General features: G+C 46.2%; 16 protein-coding genes. 5 read left to right on the top strand and 11 right to left on the bottom strand.

Annotation, left to right across the window (positions count from 1 at the left end):
* Nucleotides 1-4: 4 nt before the first annotated feature.
* From VR7878_RS02220 to VR7878_RS02200, 5 genes are all read right to left on the bottom strand, one after another.
* Nucleotides 5-433, bottom strand: a complete 429-nt coding sequence (locus tag VR7878_RS02220) for a response regulator (protein ID WP_235862832.1) — start codon at nucleotides 431-433, stop codon at nucleotides 5-7.
* Nucleotides 411-2,246, bottom strand: coding sequence for a CHASE domain-containing protein (locus tag VR7878_RS02215; RefSeq protein WP_077333016.1), 1,836 nt, complete (start codon nucleotides 2,244-2,246; stop codon nucleotides 411-413). The genes VR7878_RS02220 and VR7878_RS02215 overlap by 23 nt, the downstream gene beginning before the upstream one ends.
* A gap of 160 nt (nucleotides 2,247-2,406) precedes the next feature.
* Nucleotides 2,407-2,808, bottom strand: coding sequence for a GFA family protein (locus VR7878_RS02210; RefSeq protein ID WP_077333014.1), 402 nt, complete (start codon nucleotides 2,806-2,808; stop codon nucleotides 2,407-2,409).
* 25 nt (nucleotides 2,809-2,833) lie between these two features.
* Nucleotides 2,834-3,526, bottom strand: coding sequence for a 2OG-Fe(II) oxygenase (locus tag VR7878_RS02205; protein ID WP_235862831.1), 693 nt, complete (start codon nucleotides 3,524-3,526; stop codon nucleotides 2,834-2,836).
* 89 nt (nucleotides 3,527-3,615) lie between these two features.
* A complete protein-coding gene (locus tag VR7878_RS02200) occupies nucleotides 3,616-4,302 on the bottom strand; it encodes a DUF4336 domain-containing protein (protein WP_077333012.1) in 687 nt (228 codons plus the stop codon).
* A 339-nt stretch (nucleotides 4,303-4,641) separates the two neighbouring features.
* On the opposite strand from VR7878_RS02200, the gene VR7878_RS02195 reads away from it, so the two are divergent.
* From VR7878_RS02195 to VR7878_RS02185, 3 genes are all read left to right on the top strand, one after another.
* A complete protein-coding gene (locus VR7878_RS02195) occupies nucleotides 4,642-5,094 on the top strand; it encodes a DUF1353 domain-containing protein (protein WP_159440417.1) in 453 nt (150 codons plus the stop codon).
* Between the two features lie 467 nt (nucleotides 5,095-5,561).
* Entirely contained in the window at nucleotides 5,562-6,752 is a 1,191-nt protein-coding gene (locus VR7878_RS21360) for a cellulase family glycosylhydrolase (protein ID WP_235862830.1), read from the top strand.
* A 328-nt stretch (nucleotides 6,753-7,080) separates the two neighbouring features.
* Entirely contained in the window at nucleotides 7,081-8,478 is a 1,398-nt protein-coding gene (locus tag VR7878_RS02185; RefSeq protein ID WP_077333008.1) for a peptide MFS transporter, read from the top strand.
* A 217-nt stretch (nucleotides 8,479-8,695) separates the two neighbouring features.
* On the opposite strand, the gene xylB is transcribed toward VR7878_RS02185, so the two are convergent.
* Entirely contained in the window at nucleotides 8,696-10,150 is a 1,455-nt protein-coding gene (xylB, locus tag VR7878_RS02180) for a xylulokinase (RefSeq protein WP_077333006.1), read from the bottom strand.
* 260 nt (nucleotides 10,151-10,410) lie between these two features.
* On the opposite strand from xylB, the gene VR7878_RS02175 reads away from it, so the two are divergent.
* A complete protein-coding gene (locus tag VR7878_RS02175) occupies nucleotides 10,411-11,688 on the top strand; it encodes a XylR family transcriptional regulator (protein ID WP_306345789.1) in 1,278 nt (425 codons plus the stop codon).
* A gap of 142 nt (nucleotides 11,689-11,830) precedes the next feature.
* On the opposite strand, the gene xylE is transcribed toward VR7878_RS02175, so the two are convergent.
* Nucleotides 11,831-13,234, bottom strand: a complete 1,404-nt coding sequence (gene xylE / locus VR7878_RS02170; protein WP_077333002.1) for a D-xylose transporter XylE — start codon at nucleotides 13,232-13,234, stop codon at nucleotides 11,831-11,833.
* A 331-nt stretch (nucleotides 13,235-13,565) separates the two neighbouring features.
* Between xylE and xylA the strand changes: the two genes are divergently transcribed.
* A complete protein-coding gene (xylA, locus tag VR7878_RS02165; RefSeq protein ID WP_077333000.1) occupies nucleotides 13,566-14,885 on the top strand; it encodes a xylose isomerase in 1,320 nt (439 codons plus the stop codon).
* 245 nt (nucleotides 14,886-15,130) lie between these two features.
* On the opposite strand, the gene zntB is transcribed toward xylA, so the two are convergent.
* The 4 genes from zntB to VR7878_RS02145 form a co-directional block, all read right to left on the bottom strand.
* Nucleotides 15,131-16,105 (bottom strand): zinc transporter ZntB, encoded by a 975-nt coding sequence (zntB, locus tag VR7878_RS02160; RefSeq protein WP_077332998.1) that lies wholly within the window; start codon nucleotides 16,103-16,105, stop codon nucleotides 15,131-15,133.
* 89 nt (nucleotides 16,106-16,194) lie between these two features.
* On the bottom strand, nucleotides 16,195-16,734 hold the full coding sequence (locus VR7878_RS02155; protein ID WP_139343977.1) for a hypothetical protein: 540 nt from the start codon (nucleotides 16,732-16,734) through the stop codon (nucleotides 16,195-16,197).
* A gap of 87 nt (nucleotides 16,735-16,821) precedes the next feature.
* Complete coding sequence (locus VR7878_RS02150; protein WP_077332994.1) at nucleotides 16,822-17,358, bottom strand: hypothetical protein; 537 nt, start codon at nucleotides 17,356-17,358, stop codon at nucleotides 16,822-16,824.
* 19 nt (nucleotides 17,359-17,377) lie between these two features.
* Nucleotides 17,378-17,911, bottom strand: a complete 534-nt coding sequence (locus VR7878_RS02145; protein WP_077332992.1) for a hypothetical protein — start codon at nucleotides 17,909-17,911, stop codon at nucleotides 17,378-17,380.
* Nucleotides 17,912-17,997: the final 86 nt, after the last annotated feature.

The raw sequence follows: 17,997 nt of genomic DNA, 5'->3' as shown, positions 1-17,997 counted from the left end.
CGTCTCAATGCGGGATTTCAACCAATCGCCAGTAGTGTTCAAGAAATGCTAATATCGGGTCGAAATTTTGGTTTACAGACGATTTAACCAGATATCCGGCAACATTCTTTTGGTATGCCTGCGCAATTTCTTCTTCATTATTTGATGTGGTTAAAATAAAGATAACCGAATCCCTGAGTGCTTCATCTTCACGAATCACCCGCAGTAACTCCAGCCCGCCCATTCTCGGTAAGTTTAAGTCGAGCAGGATAATAAAGGGGCGTTCAACCTGACCTGCACGCAGAATTTCCAGTGCTTCAATCCCATCAATGGCACGAATGACAGGATTGAACAATTGCATTTTTCGCATCGCTCTTTCCACACTCATCGCATCGATGTCATCGTCTTCGACCAGCAAAATACTCACTGGTTTATTTTTTGTCTCTCTCATCATCTTCTGTATTGTGTGATTTCATACCAATGGGCCAGTAAAATGAAAAAACCAGCCCGCGTTGACCATCTGACTGAATCTGATATGTGCAGTGATAACGCTCTAATATTTTTTTAATGATCGATAACCCCATCCCACTGCCTTCGACCTGATCCCGCGGTCTCAGGGTATGGAAAAGTTCAAAGACTTGCTGCTGATGTTCTACGGGGATGCCCGGGCCGTCATCCTTGACTTCAAAGTGCAGATATTGTGATAACTGAGAAACATGAATCGCAATATTCCCCGTGTCTTGATCATGATGTTTCATGGCATTCCCGATCAAATTTCTGAGGATCTGTTCCAGCGGGGTGGTAATCGTCATCACACTTTCCGTCGGTGCTTCGAGTGTTAATGAAAAGCGACCATCATGATTCAGCAAATGAAAGATATCATCGATCATAGGTGCAATCTGAACTGAATTCGGTAACTCTTTATTTCTGCCGACACGCGAATAAGTAAGTAAATCATCTAATAAACTCTCGAGACGAGCGATCCGGCTTTTCATCAAAGTGAGATGCGTATAAGTTGTGTCGGTCAACGCCCCTTCACTATCCTCTTCGATCCATTGCGCCAACTGGTTAATCCCCCTGAGCGGCGCTTTTAAGTCATGTGAGGCAACAAAGGCAAACTGATCCAATTCGTTGTTTGCCTCTTGCAAATCCCGGTTTTTTTGTTGGAGGTTCTGACTGGCCTGTTCCAGTTCTTCCTGACGCAATTTTAAACTGGCCGTGACTTTTTGAGCGTACTCAACCGCATTACGATTTGATCGGGCAAGGACGAAGAAAATGGCGAAAAGCAACACATCAATCATCAGGCCACCGAACAGAATGATTAAAGGCTGAGCATAGTTTTGCTGCGCCCGGAATAGCTGTGTCGATTGCAGATGAAAACGCCATAGTCGTCCATACAGTTCCAGCGTTATCTCGCGTTGAAAAAGTGGGTCGGCATCGAGATTTTCAGAATTCGAGTCCAGCTCGGAATACAGCAGCGTATCTCCGTCATGAATGCTGAAATTGACGAGACGATTGACATTTTTTAAGGTGCCGTCCATCAATTTGTACATGATGAAAGGCGCATAAACCAACCCTTTAAACTCGCTGTCGCTTCCACCATATCGGTCAGAAGACCGGCTCGATGAGTGCCATGGGGCATAAAATAAAAATCCCGGTGTTTTCTGATCATCCTGCACTAAAGTGATCGGACCGGTAATATTCGCGTGCCGGGTATCGCGTGCTTTTTTTGCTGCGGTATAGCGGTTAATTTCATGTGCCATATCTAATCCGACCGCTCTGCGGTTTTCAGATTGCGGTTCGATATAGGTGATCGGCCAGTATTCGGGTTCTGAGTGAGCAGGATGAAGACCGTAATCAGGCATGGATGCCCGTTGCCACGCCAGATAGTTGGAGAGTTTTTCCGACGGGACATAGTGAATCACACCAATGCCGTTAATCCCCGGAAAACGCTGATCGATCTGTAGGCTTGCTGCAAACGTTCGCCAGTCTTCTCGCGAGGCGTCACTCGGAAACATTTTCAAGGCGGAAACCCCTGCCCATAATGCTTCTTCATAGCGAATCATTCGCTCTTGTACCAGCTCGACGATCTGCTGTGACTGAAATTCAAATTGAGTGGCGATTTTAAGATTAGTCTGACGCTCGGTAATGTAGTAAGCACCAAAGGTTAATACCAGCGACAATGAAATAACAACCCAGTGATACCAATGCAGCCCGGTAGACACACCCTTGACTTCATATTTTATGTCTTTTAATTGAGATGACATTAATTTGCGTGACCCCAAAAAATAAAATGATAATTTTAAGTTAGTTGAAGGGGTCAGAAACCTCAATATTCGTTCAATGATCGATTGTTACTATTTGAGCGCAACGTTGAGCGCAACGCTCATTCAATGAAAATCCGGGTCACACAAACTACGAATCGGTTCACTCAGGGAGTTGGGCAAAACTCGGTAGGCTACCTGAATGTTTTGACCAGTTCGCCTGACTGTCAGTAAAAATATTCGCATCAGGTGTGAGTGGCAGATCCGAATCGAGGCTCCCTGCCGGGAGCACAATCATCGTGTGGTCGATCACACTCGGCACGGCAGAGCCACAGTTTTGACAGAAGCTTTTTACATATCGGGAGTCCGGATGGTGATATGTTTTTACTAAATCAGCACCACTTCGCCAATCAAAGGTGGTGGGTTTGATAAATAAATTTGCCGCATGAGCTGACCCCGTTTCTTTACGGCACCGTTGACAGTGACACAGGAAAAATTTCTGTAATTCACCGACCAGTTCATACCGGACACTGTGACAAAGACACGACCCTTGAAAATGACTCATACTTCCTCCTGACGATAGACTGAAATTAACGGGGTGGATCAATTCTGTTATTAATCGAAGTATTGACCCGGAACCAACCGGCAATCGAATACCTGTCCCGCGTCGCGGGCCGGACTTCATGCGGGAATTCTTCACTGAGAAAAACCACAATAGTTCCATACAGCGGTACGACACTGATGCCTTCCTGATCAGTATCATCCCGGTATAAAACCAACTCTCCGCCATCGGTATTGCACCAGTCCGGATTTAAATAGGTCACGACTGACAACACTCGATTCGCTTCACCACGGAAGGCGTCGTAATGTCGTTTATAAAAAGCCCCCGGCGGATAATGAGCGAAGTGACTTTCAAACGAAAACAGACCAAGAAAGAGTCGTTGATTGAGGTAACGCTGTAATTGCGATGTCCAATCGATCCATGCCTGCCCGGAATCCGATTGCCCGGTAATCCAACAAATTTCATCGGTTCTGACAAAGTCGTTTTTCAAATAATCGTCACGACGCCCGATTCCGGCATCGATATATTTGTTGGCATTCAGACATTGCTGGTGGTGAAATAATGAGCCGGAGATCGCTTCCGGCAATGCAGCAGGACGAATGCTGTAACCTTGTTTTTCCAGATCATCAGCAATCAGCTCGAATAAACTTCCGTCTTTCAAGCTCCCGTCATCTGTTTTTGATAATCTATTCGCTTTTGAAAACCGATCAAACGCTGCCACATTTATTCCTTATGATGAGTCACTGTTAACAGTGCCAAGCAAATTATCACATTCTACGAATTCCCCTTACACATTTCGCATGATTAACATTACAACAGCCAACGAAATGAGCGACGTAAAAACTGATCGGCATTTTCAGTCACAATGACCCCGTGTGCCATCACAATGGTCCGGGGCTCCCAATTCAGAATTTTCTCCAAATGTGTCCGGGCCGTTGCCTTTCCCATCAAAAAACTTAACCGCCAATCCAGTGGCATTTTACCGGTCGGCGCCAGTATTCCGGTCAGCTTAGCCAACAACCGCTGAAACCAATTGAAAGCCTTCGGTGAGAAATTTTCAATCAGATCGGTGACAATTAACGTCTCACTCGGTCGGTGGAAAAAGACACACTCCTGCATCACCTGAGAACCGGTAAATAGCACTGCATCCAGCTCATCAGCCCAGGGGTAGTCTGCCTGTGCAGACAAACTTGCATTGAATGTCAAATCCTGACGTTTATGACGAACCCCTTCCGTCCCATATGAGAGCGCTTCAGGATAGGCAGATTGCCACTGGGAAATAAACAGATGATGAAGTTGGTTGGGAGCAATCAAATACTTCACGACACCTAAGGTATCGACGGAGGCCTTCAATTCCGGGTTTAATTCAATCGGACTGTGGACCCATAAGGATTGATCAGCAAGCCGGACAATCGTCATCCGGGTTGAATAAGGCAACGTCAAAAATGGGACAGCTTTACCGTCAAATATCCAGATATTCTCGCCAATTGCTTTCATTCTTTCCTCCGCTCTGGTTTTAAATCCGGTGGGCTTGATCGGATGATTTGCTCAAAAATACAACGCTCGGTTCGACATCCATACCAGTATGCAACAAAAAACATAGAATGCACAGACTGTATTTTGAGTGGCGGTTTGTCATCTTTTTCTCCGACGTTCGCGGCATAACAACTAATATAACCCACTGTAAACGTTGCTTTTGTTCGCAAAGTTGTTCGCAAGCCCCCCTACCCAATAGTCATCGAAACACATAGTCTGTGTCTGCTGCGGTTCATGTGCCTCAGCCGTCCGGACGAATACATAACCCAATCTCACACATTTCAAGATGGAGACTCAAATATGAGTATGAGCAATTTATATTTATTTCCGGTTACCGAGCCGCACAGCAGTAAGCTTGATGAAGCCTACGAAGTTGCTGAAGATTTTGGCATCGTGAACCAAGGTGTCAGCATCCGGGTACCAAAGTTTTTTCAGTATGACGGTGCCAGTATTCCAAGTGCTGCTTATAGCATTATCGGAACCCCTTTTAATCCACGGTTTATGACCGCTGCGGTGGTTCACGATTGGCTCTATTATACGCATCTGCTCAGCCGCTCAGATGCAGATCAGCTGTTTTATGAGCTATTGCGCGAATCCGGTGTCAAAAAAGTCAAAGCAATTTTAATGCGCGAAGCGGTTGAAGCATTTGGTCATTTCTACTGGGAAAATAATGAAGATGATCTGCAATATTTATCTGAACTGAAAATCATGATTCAGAATGATAATCGCCTGCCTTCAGAATACGGACTGTAAATTTACTGGCAAAATAAAATTTATTGGCAAAACTAAATCTATTGGCAAAACAAAGCGATCATGGTTGCCTTTTATTTAATATAGATAAAAGCATGACCGAATTATGTCATCATTCCGTCCTATTTTATGGGACGGAATTTTATATCGATACCATTTCTAATCTTTTATCTCCTTATTTTTCCACCTGAATCACCCGGACCATCGGGTACCCGATCACAGCTATTGTTTTAACAAAAGTAAAACAACCCCCGTAATAATATAAATAAAAGTATAGAAATCGACTACCGAGCGGATTGTCACAACTATTATAGTTGTTTATCACTTCTTTATTTTTACCACCTATATTTATAGCAGTTACCCGTTTATTTTGGTGGTAATCGTGAAAAATATTTCAAGCTAACAATACAATAGTCATAAGTCATTCAATTTAAAATGAATGATACGTCATGTTAATTAGAGGTGACCTGATGTCATATTTACCAATGCTACGTCTATCAATGAAAAAAAGTCGTGTCCCTGCCAGAAAATTATTGCTCTCTTGTCTGGGATGCTTATTTATCGGGCTCAGTCAGCAAGCATGTGCGGTGGAGCCTTTATCGGTTTCCGGCAATCGAATATATGCAGGAGATACAATCAAAAGTTTCTCAGGAAATAGCCTGTTCTGGAGTAATAATGAATGGGGCGGTGAAAAATTCTATCGCGCAGATATTGTCAAAATGCTCCGGGAAGAATGGGATGCCAGTATTGTCAGAGCCTCCATGGGTATCCAAGAAGAAGGGGGTTACCTCGATGATCCGGCAGGGAATAAAGCCAAAGTCGTGACTGTTGTCGATGCTGCCATCGCTAACGATATGTATGTGATTATTGACTGGCACTCTCACCATGCTGAAGATAACGTTGCAGAAGCGGTCAGTTTCTTCCGGGAAATGGCACAAAAATATGGTGATAGCCCCAACGTCATTTATGAGATCTACAATGAACCACTCCAAATTTCTTGGAATAATGTCATTAAACCCTATGCAGAAACAGTGATTGCTGCAATCCGGGAGATTGATCCGGATAACTTGATCGTGGTCGGCACCCCAAGCTGGTCACAAGACGTCGATACCGCGTCATGGAACCCGATCAACGGGACAAATATCGCCTATACACTCCACTTTTATGCCGGCACACATGGACAATATCTCAGAGATAAAGCGATTACGGCAATGAATAATGGTATTGCGCTGTTCGTGACCGAATGGGGAACTATCAATGCAGACGGTGATGGTGATGTCAATGAAGCCGAAACCGATGCCTGGGTCAATTTCATGAAAACATATAACCTCAGTAATGCGAACTGGGCGCTAAACGATAAAGATGAAGGCGCATCAACTTTCTATCCGGATACCATGACGCTGACACCATCCGGCAAGAAAGTAAAATCGATTATCGCCAACTGGCCCGACAAACTCGACAATCAAAGTCCGAATAATTGTACCGGTGTCAATGTCTACCCGAACTGGACGCGTAAATCATGGGAAGGTGGGCCTTACGATCACAGCGAAAGTGGCGATCACATGGTGTATCAGAATAAACTCTATCAAGCCAACTGGTATACAACATCAATTCCCGGCAGTGATAACGCCTGGACTTTGCTGGGGATCTGTACCGATTAAACCGGACTCCCCTAACATGCTGATCATTTGTGGGACCTTGCCAGCATTCGTGCTGGCTTTTTTATAACCATATAAAATCATCGTCACAAATTTTTAATATTTTGCTGATTTATCTCTCTCAACCATGCAAACAATTGTTTCATAAATGAAAACTTAGTTCACCGCACTTGGCTTACTTTGCTGCCGAATTCACAAAATGGTTGAATTTCAAAAAGTTAAAAATACAAATTTATAATATATTGCATAAATGTTAAAAACCAAACCATTTACCCAATATGTAACATTAAAGTAAAATAAAAAGCTAATAAATAATCCAAACAAAGCAAATATGAATCACAACAATCATCAATTCTTAGGTCACCCACGTGGCCTGTTTCTTTTGTTCGGCACTGAATTGTGGGAACGATTCTCCTACTACGCAATGCGAGCAATTCTGGTTTTATACCTCACAGACACAACACTCAACGGTGGCATGGGCTGGTCAGCTAAAGAGGCATTGGATCTCTATGGCATTTATACCGGGCTTGTCTACATTACGCCCTTAATCGGTGGCTGGTTGGCCGATAACTATTTCGGTCAACGTCGCTCGATTCTCGCAGGTGGTGCCCTGATGGCGATTGGTCAGTTTACACTGGCGCTGCCACATCAGTTATTCGGTCTTGACGCGGTACACAGCTTCTATCTGGGACTGGCGTTACTGATCATCGGCAACGGTCTGTTTAAACCGAATATTTCCACCATGGTCGGAGACCTGTATAACGAAGGCGACCATCGTCGTGACGGTGCATTCACTATCTTTTATATGGGCATCAATATGGGCGCGCTCCTTGCGGGAATTATCTCCGGTATCGCAACCAATAATTTCGGCTGGAAAGCAGGCTTCGTCGCAGCAGGTATCGGTATGCTGATTAGCTTCGTGATCCAAATCCTGTTTGCTCAGCGTTGGCTGGGAGACATCGGCCTCAAACCGGCTGCCGCACGGGATTTACAGCAGAAGAAATCGGTGAAAAAAGAACCGTTAACCAAAGAAGAAATTGATCGCATGAAGGTCATCATCATCATGGGATTGTTTGTCATTGTCTTTTGGGCCGGATTCGAGCAAGCCGGTGGCCTGATGAACCTTTACACCCAGCAATATACTGATCGGATGATCGGCAGTTTTGAAGTGCCCGCAGCTTGGTTCCAGTCTTTAAATCCATTTTTCATCATTGTCTGCGCGCCACTGATTGCGATGCTCTGGGTCAAACTTGGCAGCCGTGAACCGAATTCACCGATCAAATTTGCCTTTGGGCTGTTTTTTCTGGCGATCGGTTTCTTGTGTATGATTGGCGCGGTTTTGGAACAAGGCGGCGATCTGAGTGTGAAAACTTCAATGTTCTGGCTGGTTGGCGCGTTCTTCTTTCATACCATCGGGGAATTATGTTTATCACCTATCGGTCTGTCGATGACCACCAAACTGGCACCACTGCGTCTGGCTTCACTGATGATGGGTGTTTGGTTAGGATTTAATGCGGTTGCCAACTACATTGCCGGGCTAATCGGAGCCCATGTCGGCGATTTCGGTGCTTTAGCGATTTTCGGCGGTATTGCCGTCACCGCCACCGTTTCCGGCCTGATCCTGCTACTGTTTTCAAACAAACTGGTCATGTGGATGCACGGTGCGGAACAGGCAACCCACCTGACCCAGACCCCGAAAGAAGCAGACAATGTCACTCAAACGGCATAACGCGATTGGTTTAATAATATTGGTTTAATAATATCGACTTAATTATATCAGTCGATATAACATAGTCGATATAACATAGCGGCATGAAACTGGCACACATTTGTGCCAGTCAAAATAAGCCCGATAAAAATAAGGAGCCGCAAGGCTCCTTATTGATTTGATGGCCTGATGATTTGCCAATCACCGGCAGACAGACATCAGCCAAAGTAAAAATAACTTATACAAAGAGTGGCTTTAACTGACGATATAATTGTTGATAAACCGCTCTCTTCTGTTGGTAATGTGTCGTTTTCTCGCTATCCGGCAGATGTTTTTCGATCAAGACCGGTGATGCACAAATATCCCGTGCAGTCATTTCGGGTCTGACGGCTAACATCGCCAGTCGTGCAGCACCAAGCGCCGGGCCGACATCACCGCCCTGACGATAGGCCAGCGGCAGGCGGACAATATCTGCCAACATCTGACGCCAATACTGACTGCGGGCCCCGCCGCCAATCAGAACCACCTCTTCCGGCACTAACCCAGTCTGATGTAGTGCATCAAACCCATCGGCAAACGCAAATCCGACCCCTTCCAAGACCGCCTGAGCCAGCTCGTACTTCGAAGTCGAATGAGTCATACCGAAGAAAACACCTTTCGCATACGGGTCATTGTGCGGTGTCCGCTCTCCCGACAGATAGGGAAGAAATACCACTGCAGAATCGGGCGCTGCATGGCTTTCCGTCTCACGCAACATCTCAGTCACATCGGCAAATCCGGTCAAATCACATACCCAGGATAAACAAGATGCCGCGCTCAAAATAACCGACATAGTATGCCATGTTCCGGGTAATGCATGACAAAAGCTGTGTAACGCAGAGTCCGGATTGGCAAGAAAACCATCACTAACGGCAAAATAAACCCCGGAGGTTCCCAAAGAGAGCATCGCCTGCCCCGGCTCAATAATCCCGACCCCGACAGCCCCGGCGGCATTATCGCCACCACCGGCAATAACCGGTACTTCCGGCATTCCCCATGCATTGGCGAGTTCGCGATTCAAGGTGCCGGTCATCGCATTCCCTTCATACAGATCCGGCATCTGACGCCGTTCCAGACCGGTGGCATCCAGCAGTTCATCACTCCAGTCTCGCCGGGCGACATCAAGCCACATGGTTCCGGCAGCATCAGACATATCCGAAGCATACACGCCGGTCATCCGGTAACGCAAATAATCTTTCGGCAATAGCACTTTGTCTATCCGGGCAAAAGTCTCCGGCTCATTTTCTGCCACCCACAGCAGTTTCGGCGCAGTAAAACCCGGCATCATCATATTCCCGGTAATCTGGCGACTATCGGGGACGCGCCGCTCCAGTTCGCTGCATTGCGCCTGACAGCGTCCGTCATTCCACAAAATCGCAGGACGTAACACCTGCCCCTGCTGATCGAGCAATACCGCACCATGCATCTGTCCGGACAACCCAATAGCTTTCACCGCACTGAGATCTGTCTGTTTTCCCAGTGCCTCAATCGCTTGCCCCGTGGCTTGCCACCAATGCTGTGGATCCTGTTCTGACCACAGTGGAAACGGACGCGAAATCTCAAGTGACACAACCTCACTTGCCACCACGTCACCATTTTCAGCCAGTACAATGACCTTAACGCCGGATGTCCCTAAATCAATTCCAACATACATAAGCTACCCTTTTATTTTCAGCCAATCGCTCGGATAACCTTAGAAAATATACCATGGTGTCATAGGGTCATCCGGATATATTGATGCTTCGTGATGATTTTATTTATCGAATCATTATCATAAGTCTCTCAGTTCATGACACAATTACGATTTTTCATAGATAGCTTCATGGATTTAACGACTGAGTGAAGGATCACATTTAACACTGTAGTTGCCTGTTAGACTTAAAAATTATGGACAAAATATAATTAATATTATTTATGAATAAAAACCTATCCATGACCGCTCTGAAACCTTACCCTCACAATCTATATCGTCAGTTCATCGATCACCGTTATCGGATTACGCTATTATTTAATGCCAATAAAGTGTATGACCGGGAGGTAATCGAGGGAATCGGTGAATATTTACAGGCTTCCCAATGCAACTGGGATATTTATCTTGAAGAAGAGTTCACCACACATCTGGAAAATTTCCATACTTGGAAAGGTGATGGTGTGATTGCCGATTTCGACAATCCTGATATCCGTGCGCTGCTTGAAAATACCACGACGCCGGTTGTTGCGATTGGCGGTTCTTATGAACATCCGGACGATTATCCGAATGTCCCCTATGTGGCGACGGATAATCAGGCCTTAATTGAACTGGCATTTCAGCATCTCAAAAGTAAAGGGATTGAAAATTTCGCGTTCTACGGAATGCCGCAAGAATCATGGCGACGCTGGTCTCATGAGCGGGAACAAGCCTTTATTCATCTCTTACAACGCGAGGGATATTCCGGCTCGGTTTACCGGGGCAACGAAGTCAGCCCGCAAACATGGCAGTACGATATGAACCGTCTCGCGGACTGGTTGCAGCAATTGCCGACACCGGTCGGTATTGTTGCGGTTACCGATGCCCGGGCTCGCCATCTGCTGCAAGTTTGTGATCATTTAAAGTTGATGGTACCGGACAAGATCTCTGTGATCGGCATTGATAATGAAGAGCTGACCCGTTACCTGAGCCGTGTGTCGTTATCTTCGGTGGAACAAGGGTGTAAAGAGATGGGCTATCAGGCGGCGAAACTACTGCACCGCCTGTTGACCACCGATCCGCAAGACACCGAACAATTAGACAGCCTGAAACAAACGCGTCGGCTGGTGCCGCCGACACAGGTTCACGCCCGACAAAGCACCGACTATCAGGCTCTGAAAGATCCGTATGTGATTCAGGCGATGCATTTTATTCGTCATCACGCCTGTAAAGGCATTAAGGTTGAGCAGGTCCTTGATTATGTCGGCATATCCCGCTCCAACATGGAAATCCGTTTTAAAGAAGAGTGCGGACACTCCATTCATCAGGAAATCCATAACTCGAAGTTAAAGCAGGCACGCCATCTGCTGGGCACCACATCATTGCCGGTAGCCGAAATCGCTGAATTATGTGGCTACCCGTCACTGCAATATATGTACAGCGTGTTTAAAAAACATCAGCAATGTACCCCGAAAGAATTTCGCGAGCAGCATAATGACCGATGGCGACATCGTGATGCGTTGTAACCCGTCGCTTGCGACAACCCAGTCAATTGAATGACTTGACGGGCAGGCCCACCGGACTTCGGTGGGCGACTGCGCAGAAAGACTTATCAGTCAATCTGTGATCATACGCTGACCCCGTCCAGGCTAACGCATACCATCACCGTTAAGACAAACCGGCAGGTTTCATACGATGCTCGCCTTGAGTCGAGTCATGCTGCCAGATCGTTTCCAGTTGTTCCAGTGACTTGCCTTTGGTTTCCGGAACCCAGCGATAAATAAAGTAAACCGTAAATATTCCCATAATCCCGTAGAGCCAGAACGGAAAACCGCCGTGAAATTGCTGAAAGATGAAACTCTCTTTTTCATTCATCATCGGGAAGGACTGAGACACCACAAAATTAGCGAACCATTGCGCAAACACCGCAATAGATAAGGCTCGTGAACGAACACTATTCGGGAAGATTTCAGACAATAGAACCCAAGTCACCGGCCCCAGTGACAATGCAAATGCTGCGATATATAACAGCATGAATACCAACAGGTACCCCCCAATCGCATCCAGATATGCAGCGGTGCCAATAGCGAGCATACTGACCGCCATCAAACCGGCGCCAATCATCATCAGCGGCCGACGCCCGAATTTATCGACCGTAAAAATCGCCAACACGGTAAAACTTAAATTGACGGCACCGACCAGAATTGTTTGCAGCAGTGCAATATCCGTTGTGGAATCACTAAAACCTTTGAGAATCGCGGGCGCATAGTAGAGAAACACATTAATCCCGGTGACCTGTTGCAACACACTCAGCATAATACCGATCACTAACACGCCCAGATATCCCGCTGCGATAATGCCCGGCCGATGCACCTTAATCAATGACTGTTTGATTTCTTGCCATTGCGGCTCGATATCTTGCCGGGGATTCATCGCCTTCAGTAAACCATGCGCTTCATGATTACGCCCTTTCAGGGCCAGCCAGCGCGGTGTTTCCGGCACGGTAAACAATAGCCCGAAAAACAGGATTGCAGGGATCATTTCCGAGGCAAACATATACCGCCAGCCGACATCATTGAGCCAGTTGTCACTGCCCATCAGGGCAATACCATAGTTGACGAAATACACCACCAGCATCCCGAAAATAATGGCAAACTGGTTCCATGCCACCAACCCGCCGCGCCGTGCCGGTGGGGCGACTTCTGCGATATACATCGGAGAAACCATCGATGCGATCCCTACCCCGACACCACCGATAATCCGATAAATGACAAAGGTCCAATAATGCTGTGGCACGGCAGAACCAATCGCAGAAATCAGAAAAAGTAACGCTGCAATAATGAGGGCGCCCCGCCGGCCGTAACGATTACTGACATAACCGGCTAATGCAGCACCAAGGACACAACCGATTAAAGCTGAGGAGGCCGCAAAGCCCAGCTCGGCTGCCGTCAGCTGAAAATAATTTTGCAGTGCTTCAACCGCACCGGAAATGACCGCGGTATCGTAACCAAATAACAATCCACCTAACGCGACGACCAGCGTTAGGTGAATAACATTTGTACCTGTTTTCATTTGAGTGACCTCTTTTATATTTGTAGGGTGTTTTTCTATCCAACAATCTCAAGATGAAATTTTCGTCTCATCTTGAGATTGTCTGGCTATATATAAAGTCAAACAATTCAGGTTTGCCTATTATGGAATAATTCAACAAAGTTATGATTTTTTATTTATGTGATCATACAGATAAGCACGTATTTAAAAAAAACAACGCAGTTCAAATTTAAAAAAATGAATAATGGCAATAAGAAAAATCACAATTGCCGCCAACGAAACAATCCCGTCATGATGAGTGGAAATTGAGTTTATTCGCTCTGCATTTATTCACTGATACAGGAAAACCATCATGACTGAATTTTTTAAACACATTGACCCTATTCAATTTGAAGGGACAGAATCAACCAATCCCTTAGCATTCCATCATTATGATGCGGACCGTATGATTCTCGGCAAATCAATGAAAGAACACTTGCGTTTCTCAGCCTGCTACTGGCACAACTTCGTCTGGCCGGGAGCCGATGTATTTGGAGCCGCAACCTTTGACCGGCCATGGCACCATGGCGGCAGTGCAATGGAACTGGCACGCCTGAAAGCCGATCTTGCCTTTGAGTTCTTCACCAAACTCGGTGTGCCTTACTACTGTTTCCACGATGCTGATGTCGCGCCTGAAGGCAGCTCCATCAAAGAATACGTCAATAATTTCGCAGAAATGGTTGATGTGCTGGGACAAAAACAGCAAGACACCGGTATGAAATTGTTATGGGGTACCGCCAATGCGTTCTCTCATCCACGTTATATGGCCGGTGCTGCTACGAACCCCGATCCAAAAGTGTTTGCCTATGCAGCGACGCAAATTTTCCACGCCATGGGTGCCACTAAAAAACTCGGCGGTGAAAACTATGTGTTATGGGGCGGACGCGAAGGCTATGAAACCTTACTCAATACCGATTTACGTCAGGAGCGCAAACAACTTGGCCGCCTGATGCAAATGGTTGTTGAACACAAACACAAAATCGGCTTTAAAGGCACGATTCTGATCGAGCCGAAACCACAAGAACCGACCAAACACCAGTATGACTATGACTGTGCAACCGTTTATGGTTTCTTAAAACAGTTCGGGCTTGAAGATGAAGTGAAAGTCAACATTGAAGCCAACCATGCGACGCTGGCCGGACACAGTTTCCACCATGAAGTCGCCACGGCAACTGCGCTGGGAATTTTCGGCTCCATCGACACTAACCGTGGTGATGCGCAGTTGGGCTGGGACACTGACCAGTTCCCGAACAGTGTTGAAGAAAATACCCTAATCATGTACGAAATTCTCAAAACAGGTGGTTTCACCACCGGTGGGCTGAACTTTGATGCCAAACTGCGTCGTCCGTCTATTGATGCCGATGATCTGTTCCATGGTCATATCGGTGGTATGGATATCATGGCGTTGGCACTCGAACGGGCAGCAGGCATGATCGAAAATGATCAACTCGCCAAACATATCGCCCAGCGTTATGCCGACTGGAGCCAACCACTGGGTCGTGACATTCTGTCCGGAGAACATTCACTGACATCACTGGCTCAGTTCGCTGTAGACAATGATATCGCGCCACAAAAAGTATCCGGTCAACAAGAATATCTGGAAAATCTGGTCAATCGGTATATCTATCGGTAATTTATCTGGTAATACTCCGTCATTGGCGCTCGATATTTGCTCTCGGGCGTCAACTTGGACTCATGCTCCTTACCCCCGACAGACGGTCATCCCGATACCGTCTTCATATCAAAACGGCTCAGTGCAATACTCACTGAGCCGTTTTATTACGATTCGTTATTTTAATTACAATTCGTTTATTTTAACTACAACTCGTTTATTTTATCGCGAAAGCCCTGCACTCTGCGTTTTAGCACCACAAATTGCTAAAACCAGCGTTTAAACTTAAAAAACCCTAAGATAGCGATCATCACCACAATCAACATGACAGAAAACCACAGGAATGCACCGGGATTGTCTGTCCCCGGGATCCCGCCAATATTAACCCCCAGCAACCCGGTCAAAAATCCCAGCGGTAAAAACAGTGCTGCAATTAAAGACATCACATACATACGCTGGTTCATCTGATCATTGACCTGACTGACCAACTCTTCTTGTGTCACCACCGCCCGTTCACGAATCGCATCCAGCTCTTCCACCGAACGAATCAGCCGGTCGGTACTCTCCTGTAAATAAAGCCGGTCATCTGCGAGTAACCATGCTTTACGTTCAGCGACCATTTTCAGCATCGCCTCACGCTGAGGTGCCAGATAGCGCCGTAAGTGGATGGTCTGACGCCGGATTTCCATCAACTCTTTACGGTGGACGGCAGGGTTCGACTCTTCAAGCACATTTTCTTCGATCTGCGCAATCCGGTCTTCAAAAGTAGCGGTGACAGCATCAATCCGCAATGTCAGGTAATGGCACAACCGCACCAGAAAATCAGAACTGTTGACCGGCCCTTCCCCCTGATGCAGAGACTGAATTAAATCACTGACTGACAACAACTTTCGCCGCCGGGTCGAGATAATCCGCTGCGCATCAATCACAATCCGCACCGAGACCATATCCTCAGGGCTTGCCCCTTCGCTCAGGTTCACCCCGCGTAAAAAAATCAGTGACTGCTCATTGACGTGGCTGACCCGTGGACGCGTATCATTACTCAATAAAGCATCCGCCACCAATTCTCCGACACCACTCTGATGTGACAACCAGTGACTGCCCTGTTCATTGGCACAATCAATATGTACCCATAATGTGCCCTGTTCAGGTTGCCAGGCATTGACCTGTTCCAGATCCAACTCAACCGCACCACCTTGCCCATCAAATAATAAAGCTGCTATAAACGCACTTTGACTCATGCTGCCTCCGAGAATCATTATCTTGTTTAAATTAGCAGATTTTTTCAGATAAACATAAAGGAACTGAGCCGGTTACGGTTCGATTATCATCAACCACTGTGTGCGGCTGATGAACGAGTCTCCTGAGGCTCACCCTCACTGTGAGCCGTCAGATCCACGGCAATGGTCGTCAGATGATCATGCCATTCAATCTGCGACAGACTTTGATAATGCAGGACATGTCCGGTGATACGAATACTCAAATGATGCGGACTCAGTTTATCCATATTAAACACTGGGGTATCGGTAATCAGAAACGGGTCGCTCAACGCTTCCCCGGGGGAATGCAGATAATAAAGATAGTGGTAGCCTTGCGAGCCTTGTTGCTCATTTTCTTCAGGTTCCCGGTACCCCGTTAACATCACACCGGGGGCAATGGTTTCCGAGACAATCTCCATATTGGTGCGGTTATGGTGATGTTTTCCAAACGACTGTGGTGTGAAATAACCAATCAAACACCCGACGGCAATTAGAATGATAGTACTCAACCCTCGCATACTTTCAGGCTCCTGCTTGTCTTCGCGGTCTACGTCTCCTGTCAGACGTCTCCTTTTACAGACATTATCAGATCCGATTAGTTCGTAGCGCATTCATCCGAAGGCTGCTGGGGCAGATATCGATACAAAACGAGTTTAGTATCGATATCTGCCTGATGACCCATGTTAACAAAGGTCAGTTTAGCGAGGTATTCTGGTGGCGATAAATTCAGAAGGAACCGCCCGATAAGAACGGTCGATACGGCTGTCCTTAATTTGTCCGTGAATCATGTCATCCGTGACTTTATCGATATACAGCTCATCATTGCCACTTTTACCATAGAGATGTCCGTCTTTGATCTCTAAAGGAATCAGCTCACTGAAACTTCCGTCCAGTTTGAAATAAGCGCCGCCCTGATTGCCGTCAAAAACAATGAAAAAGAGTTTATCGCTATATTTATGATCTTTGAGCGTCCATACCGTATTGTGGTTTTGTGTAAAGAAACTGGCGTCAATCGGTTTGGTGTAAGAGACCACTTCAAGGTGTTTGACCGATGTCAGATAAATAATTTCCTGAACACCATCGCCATCGACATCGCCAAGTTCAAATGACTCGATTCTCTGACCATGTTGGTTACCATCAACCACAGTAAATACTTCGGAAGATCGCTCTGAATATGCAACAGAAGGGAGAGAAACAACAGCCGCAGCGACTGCAATTAGGATTTGTTTTATCATTGTAATAGCTCTTGTCCGTTTATTTAATGACTGCTTCGTATGGCTGAGGTTCAGCACGTTGCCCATCCAGATGACTATCCGTCAACATGCCCCAGATCTTCGTGTCAGTGATCCCTTCAATCGTGATATAGCCCACTGATGATGACCCCGCATTGCTAATCCGATTTCTTGATGAGTCAACCTTGAGGTCAAGGGCACGCATCGAGGTATTCAAAGCGACCCTTTTACCATCACTAAAAAATGACAGGGTATAATCCGGACCATAACGCTGATCAACCAATTTCCATTTCGTCAAAGCAAGTCGGTTGAATACCGATTCATTCATCGCTGGGGCAACTTTAAACGCTTTAATGGTGTTGTCTTGATCGAGATAGACAACTTCGGCAATGCCGTCACCGTCAATATCACCGACTTTGTAAGATAGATTTGATTGCAGAACATCAGTCATATCTTTGACAAAATGAGGGGTTGGCAAGGTGTCATCTGCCGGCACAACACATGAGAATGCACTCGCCATACCGGCGATGGCAAGAAGCAAATAGTTTCGTTTCATCCATTATCCTGTTTTATATCATTAAGTTGAACGCAGCATTTTGCACATAAAATGAGTTGCGTCAATTAATGTCACATGATTGATTT

The organism is Vibrio ruber DSM 16370 (assembly GCF_900163965.1).
GTDB classification, from domain to species: domain Bacteria; phylum Pseudomonadota; class Gammaproteobacteria; order Enterobacterales; family Vibrionaceae; genus Vibrio; species Vibrio ruber.
Note: the sequence above shows the minus strand (reverse complement) of the source record. Positions and strands in the feature narration are given on the sequence as shown.

What these genes read in the sequence shown, in the direction of transcription:
- VR7878_RS02220 (WP_235862832.1), bottom strand. Translation starts at nt 433, where the DNA reads ATGATGAGAGAGACAAAAAATAAACCAGTGAGTATTTTGCTGGTCGAA.
- VR7878_RS02215 (WP_077333016.1), bottom strand. Translation starts at nt 2,246, where the DNA reads ATGTCATCTCAATTAAAAGACATAAAATATGAAGTCAAGGGTGTGTCT.
- VR7878_RS02210 (WP_077333014.1), bottom strand. Translation starts at nt 2,808, where the DNA reads ATGAGTCATTTTCAAGGGTCGTGTCTTTGTCACAGTGTCCGGTATGAA.
- VR7878_RS02200 (WP_077333012.1), bottom strand. Translation starts at nt 4,302, where the DNA reads ATGAAAGCAATTGGCGAGAATATCTGGATATTTGACGGTAAAGCTGTC.
- VR7878_RS02195 (WP_159440417.1), top strand. Translation starts at nt 4,642, where the DNA reads ATGAGTATGAGCAATTTATATTTATTTCCGGTTACCGAGCCGCACAGC.
- VR7878_RS21360 (WP_235862830.1), top strand. Translation starts at nt 5,562, where the DNA reads ATGTCATATTTACCAATGCTACGTCTATCAATGAAAAAAAGTCGTGTC.
- VR7878_RS02185 (WP_077333008.1), top strand. Translation starts at nt 7,081, where the DNA reads ATGAATCACAACAATCATCAATTCTTAGGTCACCCACGTGGCCTGTTT.
- xylB (WP_077333006.1), bottom strand. Translation starts at nt 10,150, where the DNA reads ATGTATGTTGGAATTGATTTAGGGACATCCGGCGTTAAGGTCATTGTA.
- VR7878_RS02175 (WP_306345789.1), top strand. Translation starts at nt 10,411, where the DNA reads ATGAATAAAAACCTATCCATGACCGCTCTGAAACCTTACCCTCACAAT.
- xylE (WP_077333002.1), bottom strand. Translation starts at nt 13,234, where the DNA reads ATGAAAACAGGTACAAATGTTATTCACCTAACGCTGGTCGTCGCGTTA.
- xylA (WP_077333000.1), top strand. Translation starts at nt 13,566, where the DNA reads ATGACTGAATTTTTTAAACACATTGACCCTATTCAATTTGAAGGGACA.
- zntB (WP_077332998.1), bottom strand. Translation starts at nt 16,105, where the DNA reads ATGAGTCAAAGTGCGTTTATAGCAGCTTTATTATTTGATGGGCAAGGT.
- VR7878_RS02155 (WP_139343977.1), bottom strand. Translation starts at nt 16,734, where the DNA reads ATGCGCTACGAACTAATCGGATCTGATAATGTCTGTAAAAGGAGACGT.
- VR7878_RS02150 (WP_077332994.1), bottom strand. Translation starts at nt 17,358, where the DNA reads ATGATAAAACAAATCCTAATTGCAGTCGCTGCGGCTGTTGTTTCTCTC.
- VR7878_RS02145 (WP_077332992.1), bottom strand. Translation starts at nt 17,911, where the DNA reads ATGAAACGAAACTATTTGCTTCTTGCCATCGCCGGTATGGCGAGTGCA.